Here is a 14,901-nt window from a genome sequence, read left to right as displayed (position 1 = left end):
ACACTTCGTCGCGGCACCGGGGTCGTCAAGACGGCGTAAAGGTCCGGGGGCGGGCCGCGCGGGCCGGTGGCCACGCGCACACTGTGGGCCGTGGCAGGCAAGCGCAAGCGCGGTGAGCTGAGGATCTACTTCGGCGCGGCACCCGGTGTCGGCAAGACGTTCGCCATGCTGGGCGAGGCGCACCGGCGGCGTGACCGGGGCACGGACGTCGTGGTCGGCCTGGTCGAGACGCACGGCCGGGAGAACACCGCCGCGCTGCTGGACGGCTTGGAGCACCTGGCCCGCCGGCGACCCGACACCGAGTTGGACGTCGACGGGCTCCTGGCGCGCAAACCCGAGGTGGCCGTGGTCGACGAACTCGCGCACACCAACGCCCCGGGCTCGCGCAACGCGAAGCGGTGGCAGGACGTCGAGGAACTGCTGGAAGCGGGCATCGACGTGCTGTCCACGGTGAACGTGCAGCACCTCGAATCGCTCAACGACGTGGTCGAGCGCATCACCGGCGTGCGGCAGCGCGAGACCGTGCCCGACGAGGTGGTGCGGCGGGCCGAGCAGGTCGAGCTGGTCGACATCACGCCGGAAGCGCTGCGCCGCCGCCTGGCGCACGGCAACGTCTACGCGGCGCACCGGATCGACGCGGCGCTGGGCAACTACTTCCGGGTCGGCAACCTGACCGCCCTGCGTGAACTGGCCCTGCTCTGGGTGGCCGACCAGGTGGACGTGGCGTTGCAGCGCTACCGCTCGGAGCAGCGCATCACCGACACCTGGGAGACCAGGGAACGGGTCGTCGTCGCGATCAGCGGCGGCCCGGAGAGCGAGACGCTGATCCGGCGCGCCCGGCGGGTCGCGGCACGCGCGGGCGCGGAGCTGATGGTCGTGCACATCATGCGCGGCGACGGGTTGGCCGGGGTGTCGCCGCAGCTGGTGGCCGGGTTCCGGCGGGTGACCGAGGACGTCGGCGCGACGTTCCACACCGTGGTCGGCGACGACGTGCCGACCGCGTTGCTGGACTTCGCGCGCGGCGTGAACGCCACCCAGCTCGTGCTCGGCACGTCCCGCCGGTCGCGGCTGGCCCGGGTGTTCGACGAGGGCATCGGCGCGGCGACCATCCAGGCGTCCGGGCCGATCGACGTGCACATGGTCACCCACGACGAGGCGCGGCGCGGTCGGCGGTGGCGGTGGGGCGGCATCCCGCGCGACCGGGTGCGCAAGCCGTCGGGGTGGGTGTTGGCGGCGTTGCTGCCCGCCGTCGTGACGGCGATCGGTCTGGCGGGGCGGGACGGCCTGTCGCAGTCCACCGACCTGGTCGGGTTCTTCCTGGCCACGGTGGTGGTCGCGCTGGTCGGTGGGCTCGGTCCGGCGCTGGTGGCGGCGTTCCTCGGCGCGGGGCTGCTGAACTTCTTCTTCACCCCGCCCTACCACAGCCTGACCGTGGCCACCCCGGCGAACCTCGTCACGCTGGTCGCGATGCTGGTGGCGGCGGGCCTGGTCGCGCTCGTGGTGGACCGGGCCGCGCGCGTGGCCGAGCAGGGCGCGCGGGCCCGCACCGAGGCCGCGTTGCTCGCCTCCTACGCGCGCACGGTGCTGACCAGCCCGTTCCCGCTGGCCCGGATGCTGGAGAAGGTGCGGGAGAACTTCGCGCTGGAGTCGGTGGCGCTGCTGGAGCGGCGGGACGGCGAGTGGGAACGGGTGGCGTGCGTCGGGCCGCGGCCGTGCTCCGAGCCGGACGAAGCGGACGTGGACGTGCCGGTGACGGCCGACGTCCACCTGGCGCTGCGCGGCCGGACGCTGCCCGCCGCCGACCAGCGGGCGCTGGAAGCCGCGGCCGGCCAGGCGCTGATGGCGTTGCGGCAGCAGCGGATGGCCGCCGAGACCGCCGAGGCGCAGCGGCGGGCGGAGACCACGGAGCTGCGCACGGCCCTGCTTTCCGCCGTGGGCCACGACCTGCGCACGCCGCTTACCTCGATCAAAGCCGCGATCGGCAGCCTGCGTGACGCCGATCTGGTGCTGTCGGAGGAGGACACCGTCGAACTGCTGGAGACCGTCGAGGTGTCCGCGGACCGGCTCGCCGGGCTGATCGACAACCTGCTCGACTCGTCCCGGTTGGCCACCGGCGCGGTCGTGCCGCAACTGCGTGCGGTGACCTACGACGAGGTGGTGGCGCGCGCTCTGGCCGGCATCGACGAACGCGCCACGGTGTCGGTCGACGTGGCCGAGCACCTGCCGCCCGTGCTCGCCGACCTGGGCCTGCTGGAACGCGTGGTGGCGAACGTGGTCGACAACGCGCTGCGGCACGGCAGGCTCACCCCGCGCCGCCTGGTCGACGTGGACGGCGACGGCCGGATCAACGCCGACGAGCCGGAGGTCGCGGTGCGGGCCAGCGCCTACGGCGACCGGGTCGAGCTGCGCGTGGTCGACCACGGGCAGGGGCTGCCGAAGAACACGGCGAGCGCGGTGTTCGCGCCGTTCCAACGCCTCGGCGACCGGGACGCGACGCCGGGCATCGGGCTCGGGCTGAGCGTGGCCAAGGGGTTCGTGGACGCCATGGGCGGCGCCCTCACCGCGGAGGACACCCCCGGCGGCGGCCTGACCATCGTGATCTCGCTGCCGATCGCGGCGGTGACGACGGCGTGACCGCGGGGGCCGACCCGGTGCCGGCCCCCGCGACCGCGATCAGCGCCGCGGCGTCGTGGTGATCAGGTTCCACTTCACGGCCTTGAGCGTGCCGTCCGCGGTGGTGCTCTCGCCGACGATCGTGCCCCGGTCGTTCAACGCGGTCGGCAGGCTGTGCGCGCCGCCGAGCGAACCCAGGTAGGTGATCCGCCCGTCGCGCCACAGGAACGCGCGGGGCGCGTCGGGGTTGTCCGCGGAGGTCCAGCCGATCACGTCACCGCGCTCGTTGACCGCGACCGCCTCGGACGGTCCCGGCACGCCCAGGTCGACCGCCTTGCCGCCGGCGGGCCACAGCGTCGCCTTGCGCACGCCGGTGAACTCGGTGGTCCAGCCGACGACGTCGCCGCGCTCGTTGATCGCCTGCGGGCCGTCGGCCACGCCACCGGACGCGCTCAGCACCGTGACGCCGGAGCCCTCCCAGCGCAACGCCTGCGTGCCCTGGTTGCCGACGACCACGCCGGCCTCGTTGATCGCCTCGACGGAGTACATGCCGCTGCCGGGCACGGTGGCCAGCGGCTCGCACGACGTGGTGGTCACGCAGCGGAACGCGTACGCGTCGCCGCTGAACATGGGCAGCTTGTTGCCCGCGACGACCCCGGCCTCGTTGACCGCGCTCAGCCACAGGTGCGGCCCGGTCAGCGGCAACGCCGTGTGCTTGCCGTCCCGCCACACGACCGCGCGCTCCTGGTGGTAGCCCGACGACGAGGTGGAGTACGTCATCGGGACCACGCCGTCGTTGTTGATCGCCGACGCGATGACCCAGCCGCCGCCCGGCGAGATGTCGGTGACCTTGCCCGCCTGCCAGATCCGCGGCCGCTGCACGTACGGGCCCGCGCCGCTGACGGCCTGCTGGATCAGCACCTGGCCGACCTCGTTCAGTCCGGACGGCGTGCCGAGGCCGAGGTCGGTGGCCGCACCGCCGGGCGACCAGTGCACGGTGTGCGGTGCGCCGTTGCCGGAGGTGGCCCCGATGACCTGGCCGAGGTCGTTGACCGCGATGGTGCGGTGGGTGGGGTAGCCGGGCAGACCGGGCAGTTCGGTGATCAGGGCACTCGCCTGCGCGGCGGGCGCGGTCACCAGCGGCAGGGCCGCGGCCAGCGCGAGGACGGCGGCGGGCGTGCGTAACTTGGGCATGGTCGCTCCATTGCGAGATGTCCGCTGAATCGATTCGAACGTAGCCTCGGCGACCCGGTGCCGGCGTCGGCCGGACAGCGGAATGCGACCCGCGTACCACGTCGGCCCGCATGACGACCGGGCGGGAACGGTTGGGCCAAGCGGGTATCGCGCCCCGGATGTGCGCCTCCCCGAAGCAACGCGGTAGCGCTGCGCGGTGTCCTAGTCACTGAGGGCAGTGGCGGGCACACCGAGCGCCGCCACGGTGAGGGGAGTCCACATGTCCCGCAGGACCAAGGCATCCGGGCTGGTCGCGGTGGTGGTGATGGTCGCCGCGACGGTCCCGGCCGCGGCCGAGCCGCCGGAGGCGACCGGCATGCGGCCGGGCGGCGCGCCGCCGGAGGGCACGATCACGCTGGTCACCGGCGACGTCGTCACCGTGCGCGACAACCGCGCCCGGGTGCGGCCCGGTCGCGGCCGGGCCGAAGTGCGGTTCGTGCAGCGGCTGGACGAGCACGGCGACCTGCACGTGCTGCCGACCGACGTGCTGGCCGACGTGCGCTCCGGTCGGCTGGACGAGCGGCTGTTCGACGTCACGGGTCTGATCCGGGCCGGGTACGACGACCGGTCGACCCGCGTCACGCCGCTGATCGTGACGTCGACCGGCCCGGCGGTGGCCGGGGAGCCGTTACCGAGCATCGGCGGGTACGCGGTCGAGGCGGCCAAGGACGGCGCGTTCTGGGCGGGCGCGCGGGCCGCGGGCGTGACGAAGGTGTGGCTGGACGGTCCGGTCCGCGCCACCCTCGACCGCAGCGTCCCGCAGATCGGCGCGCCGCGGGCGTGGCAGGCCGGGCACACCGGGACCGGCGCGAAGGTCGCGGTGCTGGACACCGGCGTCGACGCGACCCACCCGGACCTGGCGGGCGCGGTCGTGGAGTCGCGCAACTTCAGCGACAGCCCCGACACCGACGACCGGGTCGGCCACGGCACGCACGTCGCGGCGACCATCACCGGTGCCGGCGAGTACCAGGGCGTCGCGCCGGACAGCGCGGTGCTCAACGGCAAGGTGCTCGGCGACCACGGCGGCGGCTACGAGTCCGACATCATCGCGGGCATGGAGTGGGCCGTCGCGGCGGGCGCGGACGTGGTCAACATGAGCCTGGGCAGCTCCATGCGCACCAACGGCACGGACCCGATGTCGTTGGCCGTCAACCAGCTCACCAGCACCGGAGGTGCGCTGTTCGTGGTCTCGGCGGGCAACAGCGGCCCGTCCGAGCAGACGATCGGCAGTCCCGCCGCGGCCGACCTGGCGCTCACCGTGGGCGCGGTGGACCGGTCGGACGGACTCGCGGAGTTCTCCTCGCGCGGACCGCGCTGGGACGACGACGCGATCAAGCCGGACATCACCGCGCCGGGCGTGGACATCGTGGCGGCCAAGGCGGCGAACGGCCGCATCGGCACCCCCGTGGACGACGGGCACGTGGCGCTGTCCGGCACGTCGATGAGCGCACCGCACGTGGCGGGCGCGGCGGCGATCGTCGCCGCGCAGCACCCGGACTGGACGCCCGCGCGGATCAAGGGCGCACTCATGGCGAGCGCGCAGCCCAACCCCGACCTGACCGCCTACGAGCAGGGCGCGGGCCGGGTCGACGTGGCGGCTGCCGTCGCGCAGTCGCTGACGTCCGAGCCCGCGTCGGTGAGCCTGGGCGTGGCGCGGTGGCCGCACCAGGACGACCAGCCGATCGAGCAGAAGATCGTCTACCGCAACACCGGCACCGGCCCGGTCACCCTGACCCCGAGCGCCGACCTGCGCGACCCGGACGGCAACCCCGCGCCCGCGGGCATGGTCACGTTCTCGCCGTCCTCGCTCACCGTGCCCGCCGGCGGTGAAGCCGCGCTCGCCGTCACCGTCCTCACCTCGCTGGACGGGCCGGACGGCCGGTACAGCGGTGCCGTGGTGGCGACCGGCGGGGCCACGCCGCTGCGCACGCCGGTCGGCGTGACCAAGGAGGTCGAGAGCTACGACGTGAAGCTCACGTTCCTCGACCACACCGGCGCCCCCACCCCGGACTACTCCTTCCGGTTCGTCGACATGAACCACCGCAAGGCGTACCTGGCGCACGACCCGTCCGGCACGGTGGTCGCCCGCGTGCCCAAGGGCACGTTCTACGCCGACGCGTTCATCCAGACCAGGGCGACGCAGCAGCTCACCCAGGTGCTGGAGCCCAGCACCGTCATCACCGGCCCCGCCGAGTTCGTGTTCGACGCGCGCGCGGGCAAGCCGATCGCGTTGACCGTGGACGAGAAGGACGCGGAGGCCGGCTACACGGAGGTGTTCTTCCGCCGGACGGCGTCCTGGGGCGACACGGGTACCGGCTTCATCGGCTTCCCGCCGGGTGCCGTGCTGTTCGTGCCGTCGAAGACGTCCGCACCCGGTGCGGCGAGCTTCGAGGTGGCCGGGCGGCTCGCGAAGCCCGACGGCAGCGGCGGTTACGTCGGCAGCCCGTACCAGTACTCGGTCGCGTGGCGGCACGACGGCGCGGTGCCCGACCGGCTCGACCGCGCGTTCCAGCGCCGTGACCTGGTGCGGGTCAAGTCGCTCGTCGCCTCGGCCGGACCGGGCACGACCGGCTTCCGGGACCAGATGGCGGGCGGTCCGCTGCCGCTGGAGATCGCCGAGTACTACACGCCGGGCATCGACTGGTACGGCGACTTCCTCCAGATGCCCGAACCGCAGGCGTTCCCGCCGCAGAGCTTCCAGAGCACCGCGCAGCCCCGCCGGTTCACCGCGGGCCGCCCGGTGGCCGAGAAGTGGAACGCGGCCGTGTTCGGTCCCGCGTTCCCGGACACGGGCCGCGCGCACGAGTGGGGCGGGCGGCTCGGTGACGAGGTCGTGGTGTCGCTGCCGATGTTCACCGACCAGGACTCGAACCACTACGGGTTCTCCGACGTCACGGCGGCCAGGACGACACTGCACCGCGACGGCGTGCTGCTCGCCGAATCGCCGTACGACGGGTACGTGGCGGGCGTCGTGCCCGCGGGCAAGGGCGCCTACCGGGTGCACGCCGAGGCGGAGCGGTCTGGCGTGGCCGAGTTGTCCACGCGCGTGGTGGCGGACTGGTCGTTCACCTCGGAGCACGTCGCGGGCGAGGTGCCGGCCGCGTTGCCGCTGCTCGCGGTGCGGTTCGCGCCGTCGTTGGACGCCGAGAACCGCGCGGCGGCCGGACGGCCGTTCGCGATCCCCGTGTACGTGCAGCGCAACGGCTCGGCCGACACCAGGGGCGTCGCCAAGCCCGCGGTACAGGTCTCGTTCGACGACGGTGCGACGTGGCGGCCCGCGCCGCTGGTCAAGGTCGGCGAGCGGTGGCTCGCGGCGGTCGTCCACCCGGCCGGCGCGACGTTCGTCTCGCTGCGGGCGCAGGCGCGTGACGCCGAGGGCAACGCGGTCGACCAGACGATCATCCGGGCCTACGGCCTGCGGTGACCGACCTCCGGACGCGCCCGGTCACCGGCCGGGCGCGTCCAGCGGGTTGCTCCGCACGCGTTGCGCCCAGCCGTCGCGCATCAGCCCGGCGGCGGCGCACCGCGGCTTGCGCTGGGCCTGGTCCTCGGCCCGGAGCAGGAACGCGTCGGGGAACCCGAGCCTGGGGTAGCGGGTCAGCACCGCGTCCACCACGTCTTCCGGGAACCGGTCCAGCCCGCGCCCGCACACGTCGGCGCTCACCGCGACCTGCAACAGGTGGCTCTCCGGGTCGTCGTCGGCGGGCACGTCGTCCCGCATGTGCAGCACGATGACCTCGGCCAACCGGTCGCGCCGCACCCGTCCCCACCCGGCACCGGCCGCGAACACCCACGCCACGTGCCCGCCCGCCTCCTCGAACGGCAGCGTGTGGCTGTCGAACGGTGGGGTGAGCGCGAGGTCGTGCAGGAGCGCGGCCACGTACAGCAGCTCGCCGTCGTGGGGGATGTCCACGGCGGACGCGTGCGCGACGGCCCACGAGTAAGCGCGCGACGAGTGGTTCAGCAACCAGGGTTCGGCGTACTCGTGGCACACCTCCAAGGCTGCCGCGGCGGCCCTCGAGTCGGGCCGGGTGAAGATGAAGTCCACAGCGGCGAGCCTAGGGGAGGGCGAATACCGGTGCGACACCGAAGCTCGGTGTAGCGCCCTACCCGGCGCGAGCGATTCCGGCTGTGGCGCAACAGGCGCGGGACCCACCGCGGCTGTCCCCGACACCCGGAGCGCCCGTGTTCCGATCATCCCGATTCGCGGTGGTGGTCGCCGCTGTCGCGCCGCTGCTCGGCGGCGTGCTGCCCGCCCGCGGGGCCGACGACTTCCGCACCCGCGTCGACATCCCGACGCGGAACCCGCGGGCCGAGGTCGGCATCCCGTTCCTGATCACCGGCCACGTGCTCGGCTCGTGGACGACCCCGACCGGCCGGGTCGAGGTGACCACCGACGACGGCCGACCGAGCCGGGCGTCCACGTCACCGGCGCGGGCCTACGACAAGACCGACGTCAGCCCGGTGTCGACGCCCGGCACCGCCGTACACGTGGCACGACCGGGCCGCTGCCGCTCGCGGGCTGCCTGGGCATCCTCGACTCGTCCTCGTGGCGCGGCGACCGCGACGCGGATCCTGACCCGGTGGAGGTCGGCACGCGGATCCGCTTCGCCCGCCCGGTCGCCGAGCAGACCGGCCGCGGCGAGCCCGACAGCCGCCGGATCGCCGGGTTCCAGCAGGCCGTCCCCGTGCGGCCCGGCGTCGACTACGTGGCGTCGTACTACACGCCGGAAGGCGGCATCGGGCGAACGAGCACTACTGCACGGGGACCGTCGGGTCCGCGCCGTTCATCGCGCCGCACAACGGCGTGTCCGGTGCGGGTGGGTGCCGCTACGGCGTCGGCGGCGGATTCCCGACCGACTCGTGGCACGACAGCAACCACCGGGTCGGCCCGGCGTTCTCCGAGTAGGCCCGCCGCCTGCTCACGACACGACGCCGTCGGCGACCAGGCCCGCCCACACGGCCTCGCCGACGGTCGTCAGCGCCGAGTGCGGCCGGATCATCACGGTGAACGTGCCGATCCGGCCGTCGGCGTCGAGCTCGATCAGGTCGATGCCCTCGACCTGCTTGCCGTCGACCACGGTGCGGAAGTGCAGCACGTGGCCGTCGGGCCCGTCGTACTGGCCGACGTACCGGAAGTCCTCGAACGTCCGCTGGAGCACGCCGAACAGCGCGCGCACGGTGTCGATGCCCTCGAACGGCCGGAACTTCACCGGGCTGTGGAACGTGATGTCGTCGGCGAAGAACTCCGTCGCGCCGACGATGTCGCCCGCCTCGACCGCCGCCTTGAACCGCAGTGCCGCGTTCACCCTTGCCTCCTGGTCAGATCGTGGCCGCGAGTCGCGTGCCCTGGTCGATGGCGCGTTTCGCGTCGAGCTCGGCGGCGACGTCCGCGCCGCCGATGACGTGCGTGACGACGCCGCGGCCGGTGAGCGCGTCCACCAGGTCGCGCACGGACTCCTGGCCCGCGCACACCACGACCGTGTCGACGTCCAGCACCCGCGGCCGTTCGCGTCGCGGCCCGAAGGTGATGTGCAACCCCGCGTCGTCGATCCGCTCGTAGTTCACGCCGGTGAGCTGCTCGACGCCCTTGGCCGCGAGCGCCGCCCGGTGCACCCAACCGGTGGTCTTGCCCAGGCCCTTGCCGATCCGCGATTCCTTGCGCTGCAACAGGTACACCTGCCGCGCGGGTTCGGTGGGCCGGGGCGCGGTGACGCCGCCGCGGACCCGCTCCGGGTCGGTGACGCCCCACTCGGCACGCCACTCGGCCACGTCGAGGGCGGGGGAGGAGGCGTGGGTCAGGAACTCGGTGACGTCCACCCCGATCCCGCCCGCGCCGATCACCGCGACCCGGTCGCCGACCGGCGCGCCGTGCCGGACGACGTCCACGTAGGACAGCGCGCGTTCCACGCCCGGGATGGCGGGCACGCGCGGCGCGACGCCGGTGGCGATCACGACCTCGTCGAAGCCGGCCACGTCGTCGGCGGTCACCCGGGCACCGAGGTGCAGCTTCACGCCGGTCAGCTCGATCCGCCGCCGGAAGTAGCGGATCGTCTCGGCGAACTCCTCCTTGCCCGGGATGCGACGGGCGATGGCGAACTGGCCGCCGATGTCGTCGTCGGCCTCGAACAGCTCCACGTCGTGCCCGCGTTCGGCCAGCGCGGTCGCGGCGGCGAGGCCGGCCGGGCCCGCGCCGACCACGGCGACCCGCTTCGCGCGGCGGGTCGGCAGCAGCCGGAGCGTGGTCTCGTTGCCCGCACGCGGGTTGACCATGCAGGACGCCCGCTTCATGGAGAACGTGTGGTCCAGGCACGCCTGGTTGCAGGCGATGCACGCGTTGATCTCGTCGGCGCGGCCGCTCTCGGCCTTGCGCACCCAGTCCGGGTCGGCCAGGAACGGGCGCGCCATCGACACCATGTCCGCGTCACCGCGCGCCAGCACCTCCTCGGCGACCTCCGGCATGTTGATCCGGTTCGAGGTGACCACCGGGATGCCGACGTGCGGGCGCAGCCTGGCGGTGACGTTCGTGAACGCCGCGCGCGGCACGGACGTGACGATCGTCGGCACGCGCGCCTCGTGCCAGCCGATGCCGGTGTTGATGATCGTCGCGCCGGCCGCCTCGACCTCCTGGCCGAGCGCGACCACCTCGTCCCACGTCTGGCCGTCCTCGACCAGGTCGATCATCGACAGGCGGTAGACCAGGATGAAGTCCGGCCCGGCGGCCTCGCGGCAGCGGCGCACGACCTCGACCGCGATCCGCCGCCGGTGCTCCGCGCTGCCACCCCAGCGATCGGTGCGCTTGTTGGTGCGCGGCGCGAGGAACTGGTTGATGAAGTAGCCCTCCGAGCCCATGATCTCGACCCCGTCGTACCCGGCCTCGCGGGCGAGCGCCGTGGCGCGGGCGAACGCGTCGATCTGCGCCCGGACGCCCCGGTCCGACAGCGCGCGGGGGCGGAACCTGCCGATCGGGGCTTTGATCGGGGAGGCGGACACGCTGAACGGGTGGTAGGCGTACCGGCCCGCGTGCAGGAGCTGGAGGGCGATCTTGCCGTCGTGCTCGTGCACGGCCTGCGTGACCACGCGGTGGCGGCGCGCCTCGCGGTGCGTGGTGAGCTTGGACGCGAACGGGTAGAGCGAGCCCGCGCGGTTGGGCGCGAAACCGCCGGTGACCATGAGGGCGACGCCGCCGCGCGCCCGTTCGGCGAAGTAGGCGGCCAGCGCGTCGAAGTCCTTGGCGCGGTCCTCCATCCCGGTGTGCATCGAGCCCATGAGCACCCGGTTGCGCAGGGTCGTGAAGCCCAGGTCCAGGGGCTGGAGCAGGGTCGGGTAGGCGGTCATCGCCGGTCGTCCTCTCGCATCGCGGCCAGCACCTCGTCGCACCACTCGACCAGCGCGCGCTCGGCCCGGATGCCGCCGCGCAGGACGAGGTACTGGTGCAACCGCCGGCCGGACAGGGCCGACGGGTCCGGGAAGTCCTTCTTCTCGATGGCGAGGTAGACGTCGAGGCGTTCGGTGTGCAGGTCGCGGTGCCGGGCGACCTCGCGGAGCAACGCCCCCGCGTCGCCCGACGACGCGCCCCGCACCTTCACCGACAGGTCGTGCCGGATGGTCTCCGGCTCGCCGGGCGCGGCCAGCCAGCGGGCCAGCTCGTCCCGGCCGGCCGCGGCGACCTCGTAGACCTTCTTGTCCGGCCGGCCGTCCTGGGCGACCTCGTGGCAGGACACCCAGCCGAGGTCCACCATGCGCTTGAGCGTGCGGTAGATCTGCTGGTGGGTGGCGGCCCAGAAGAAGCCGATGGACTTCTCGAACCGCTGGGCCAGCTCGTAGCCCGAGCCCGCGCGCTCGTCCAGCGACACGAGGATCGCGTGCTCCAACGCCATGACGGTGACCGTAGTCGTGCAACGGGGTGCACTGCAACTAGTTGCATAAGGCACTCCCCGGCAGAGCCGCCTGCCGGGGAGTGCTGGGGTCGGTGTCAGGCGTCCTTGACGCAGGCGCTCGCCACGTAGCCGTCCCACGAGATGTCGTCGCGGAAGTCGACCGGGATCCAGCCGGTGGCGTTGGTGGCGCCGCAGGCGGTGTACTTCCCACCCGACTCCACCGGGTAGCACGACAGCTTGTCGTTCTTGCTCACGGTCTTGAGGGTGCTGTAGTTGGTGCCCTTGCCGGATCGGATCCGCAGCTTGTCGGCGGTGACGATCACGGAGCCGTACCCGGAGCAGGTGGCGGCGGGCAGCGGCGCCTGCCGGTCGGACGAAGGATTCGGTGCGGCGCCGGCGACGCCGCCGAACGTCACGCAGCCCAGCAGCGTCGCGCCGACGGCGATCACGGACTTTGCCTTGTTCATCACTACCGCCTCGTTCGATGGGTATCTGGTCCGGCGGGGACCGGCGGCGCGGGCCGACCGCGAGGGCGTTGCCGAACGTGGTGGTCGCCGCGTCGGTGCTCACGATGGCGCACCCATGGTGTGAACCTCTTGCAGAGTTCCTGCACGTCGCTGGTGCAGGCGCTATGCCTGGTGTCGGGGAGAGGTTCCGGCTCACGGGGGGTGGGTGGCGTGGCGGTGGTGTTGCGTCTGCTGGGGGAGGTGTGCGCCGAGGTCGACGGGCGACCGGTGGACCTGGGCGCGCCCAGGCAGCGGTGCGTGCTGGTGGCCCTGGCGGTCGACGCGGGCCGGGCGGTGCCGGTGGACCGGCTGGTCGAGCGGGTCTGGGGCGCGCAGGTCGCCAGACGGGCGCGGGCCACGTTGCACAGCTACATCTCGCGGTTGCGGCGGGCGCTGGCGGGTGCGCACGGCGTGGTGATCGTGCACCGGTCGGGCGGCTACGCCCTGGTCGCCGACGCGGTGGTGGACCTGCACCGGTTCCGCGAGCTGTGCGGCGGCGACGACGTCCGTGCGCTGACCGAGGCGTTGGCGCTGTGGCGCGGCGAGGCGTTGACCGGCCTGGCCGGCGAGTGGGTGCAGGCCGTGCGCGACCGGCTGCGGCAGGAGCGGTCGGCCGCCGAGCACGACCTGGTGGACGCCCGGCTGCGGGCCGGGCAGGGCGCGGAGCTGGTGGCCGAGCTGTCCGCGCGTGCCGCGCGGCACCCGTTGGACGAGCGGGTGGCGGGCCAGTACCTGCTCGCCCTGCACCGGGCCGGGCGGACGCCGGACGCCCTGGCGCACTACCGGGAGGTCCGCGCCCGGTTGGTGGAGGAGCTGGGCACCGAGCCGGGCGTCGCGCTGCGGGAGCTGCACCGGCGGCTGCTGGCCGCCGACCCGGCGCTCACCGCGTCACCGGCGCGGGCCGCGGTGGTGCCCCGCCAGCTGCCGGCCGCGCCCGTGCCGTTCGTCGGCCGCCGGGACGAGCTGGGCCGGCTCGACGTCACGTGCACGGCCCCCACGGTCGGGATCTCCGCCATCGTCGGCGCCGGTGGCATCGGCAAGACGTGGCTGGCGCTGCACTGGGCGCACCGGCGGCTGGACCGGTTCCCCGACGGCCAGTTGTTCGTGGACCTGCTCGGTGACGAACGCGCGCCGATGGACCCGGTGGTGGCGGTGCGCGGGTTCCTCGACGCGCTCGGCGTGGACCGGCAGCCGACCGATCCGCACGCCCGCGCCGCCCTGTTCCGCAGCCTGGTCGCCGGGCGGCGGATGCTGCTGGTGCTGGACAACGCCGCCGACACCGCCCAGGTCACGCCGCTGCTGCCGGGCGGCCGGTCGTGCGCGGTGGTCGTGACCAGCCGCCGCAGCCTGCCGGGGCTGATCGTCGGCCACGGTGCCGCGCACGTGCCGCTGGACGTGCTGTCCGGGACGGAGTCGCACGCGTTCCTGGTCGCGCGGCTGGGCGCGGCGCGGGTGTGCCGGGAGCCGGCGGCGGTGGAGGAGTTGGTGGAGTTGTGCGGCGGGGTGCCGTTGGCGCTGGGGATCGCGGCGGGACACGCCTGCACCCGACCCCGCGTGCCGCTGGGCAGTCTGGCCGCCGAACTGCGCTCGACCGACCTGCGTTCAACCGACCTGTGCTCGACCGACCTGGCCGGCCCGGGCGAACCACCGGCCACCCCGCCCCGCACCCACCACCGGCCCACCCGCGACCAGGGGCGGCTGGTGGCCCTGCCCGCGCTGACCCCGGCGCACAGCCGACCGGACCACCGCTCCACCGCCCCGGAACCCTCCTACGCCACACACCACCACCGCTGACCCCGGCCCACCTCGCCCACACGGGCCGCAGGCGGCGTCCGATCCGGTGGCGGACCGGCGAGAGCGGGACGGGTCCTGATGGTGGCGGCCAGGGGCGCCGGGCGGAGCCGGTCCCGTGCGAGTGGGCTGGAGGTGCGGTATCAGGCGGTGGGGTTCCGGCGGGTGGCGATCAGGACTTCCAGGCCGTCCAGGATGCGGCCCAGGCCGAATCGCCAGCCGTTGTCGCGGGGCTCGTCGTCGATCGACCGCGCCGCCTCGTGCAGTGCCGGGAACCGGTCGCGGTGGTCGTGCAGGATCGTCCGCAGTCGCTTCTCCGCAGTCCAGGGCTGCGTACCCGCCGTCGCGGCCGACTGCGTGTTGCGGATGTGCCCGCTGAGCAGGAACACCGCGTCCATCCGCTCACCGCCGTCCAGGCCCGTGCCGTCGAGGGTGGCCACGGCCGACTCCGTCCAGCCCACCTCGCGCGGTCCGGTCAGCCGCTCGCCCGTGGTCGCGGCGGGCAGCCACGGGTGGCGCTGCCAGGTCCGGCGCATCAGCTCGGCCCACCGGACCAGCCCGGGCCGCCACCCGCCCGGCACCGACCGCAGGTCCGGCGGCTCGCCGACGGCCGACTCGATCATCACCGCGACCAGTTCCGCCTTGCTCGCCACGTGCCGGTACAGCGCCATCTTGGTCACGTCCAACCGGGCCGCGACCTGCTGCATGGACACCGCACCCAGGCCTTCCGCGTCGGCCACCTCGATCGCCGCGGCGGCGATGCGGTCGACGGTCAGCGCGAGCCGGGGTGGCCGGGCGGGCTTGTCACGCGAACCCCACAGCAAGTCCACGCCCTGGTCCTCGCTCGCCATCCGCTCACCGCTTCCGGAATCGGGGGT

10 protein-coding genes are annotated in these 14,901 nt (G+C 73.9%); 3 read left to right on the top strand and 7 right to left on the bottom strand.

Annotated features, from left to right (window positions below; all coding sequences use genetic code 11):
- Nucleotides 1–90 precede the first annotated feature (90 nt).
- Nucleotides 91–2,634: a sensor histidine kinase gene (locus FHX81_RS03585; RefSeq protein WP_141975188.1), complete on the top strand. Its 2,544-nt coding sequence runs from the start codon at nt 91–93 to the stop codon at nt 2,632–2,634.
- A 39-nt stretch (nt 2,635–2,673) separates the two neighbouring features.
- Here the strand turns inward: FHX81_RS03585 and FHX81_RS03580 are convergent, their stop codons facing one another.
- Complete coding sequence (locus FHX81_RS03580) at nt 2,674–3,807, bottom strand: hypothetical protein (RefSeq protein WP_141975187.1); 1,134 nt, start codon at nt 3,805–3,807, stop codon at nt 2,674–2,676.
- A gap of 259 nt (nt 3,808–4,066) precedes the next feature.
- Here FHX81_RS03580 and FHX81_RS03575 point away from each other — a divergent pair, with 259 nt between their 5' ends.
- On the top strand, nt 4,067–7,270 hold the full coding sequence (locus FHX81_RS03575; protein WP_141975186.1) for a S8 family serine peptidase: 3,204 nt from the start codon (nt 4,067–4,069) through the stop codon (nt 7,268–7,270).
- A 21-nt stretch (nt 7,271–7,291) separates the two neighbouring features.
- Here the strand turns inward: FHX81_RS03575 and FHX81_RS03570 are convergent, their stop codons facing one another.
- From FHX81_RS03570 to FHX81_RS03550, 5 genes are all read right to left on the bottom strand, one after another.
- Entirely contained in the window at nt 7,292–7,894 is a 603-nt protein-coding gene (locus tag FHX81_RS03570; RefSeq protein ID WP_246107609.1) for an HD domain-containing protein, read from the bottom strand.
- Between the two features lie 874 nt (nt 7,895–8,768).
- A complete protein-coding gene (locus FHX81_RS03565; protein ID WP_141975184.1) occupies nt 8,769–9,155 on the bottom strand; it encodes a nuclear transport factor 2 family protein in 387 nt (128 codons plus the stop codon).
- Between the two features lie 13 nt (nt 9,156–9,168).
- Nucleotides 9,169–11,184, bottom strand: coding sequence for an NADPH-dependent 2,4-dienoyl-CoA reductase (locus tag FHX81_RS03560; protein ID WP_141975183.1), 2,016 nt, complete (start codon nt 11,182–11,184; stop codon nt 9,169–9,171).
- Complete coding sequence (locus FHX81_RS03555) at nt 11,181–11,726, bottom strand: PadR family transcriptional regulator (protein WP_141975182.1); 546 nt, start codon at nt 11,724–11,726, stop codon at nt 11,181–11,183. The genes FHX81_RS03560 and FHX81_RS03555 overlap by 4 nt, the downstream gene beginning before the upstream one ends.
- Before the next feature lie 95 nt (nt 11,727–11,821).
- Nucleotides 11,822–12,193, bottom strand: a complete 372-nt coding sequence (locus tag FHX81_RS03550) for an SH3 domain-containing protein (RefSeq protein WP_141975181.1) — start codon at nt 12,191–12,193, stop codon at nt 11,822–11,824.
- A 210-nt stretch (nt 12,194–12,403) separates the two neighbouring features.
- Here FHX81_RS03550 and FHX81_RS03545 point away from each other — a divergent pair, with 210 nt between their 5' ends.
- Entirely contained in the window at nt 12,404–14,026 is a 1,623-nt protein-coding gene (locus FHX81_RS03545) for an AfsR/SARP family transcriptional regulator (protein WP_141975180.1), read from the top strand.
- 140 nt (nt 14,027–14,166) lie between these two features.
- Here FHX81_RS03545 and FHX81_RS03540 read toward each other — a convergent pair whose 3' ends face one another.
- Complete coding sequence (locus tag FHX81_RS03540; RefSeq protein WP_141975179.1) at nt 14,167–14,874, bottom strand: TetR/AcrR family transcriptional regulator; 708 nt, start codon at nt 14,872–14,874, stop codon at nt 14,167–14,169.
- Nucleotides 14,875–14,901: the final 27 nt, after the last annotated feature.

The organism is Saccharothrix saharensis, from assembly GCF_006716745.1.
GTDB lineage: Bacteria > Actinomycetota > Actinomycetes > Mycobacteriales > Pseudonocardiaceae > Actinosynnema > Actinosynnema saharense.
The sequence above is the reverse complement of the archived record's forward strand: the minus strand, read 5'-3'. Positions and strand labels throughout refer to the sequence as shown.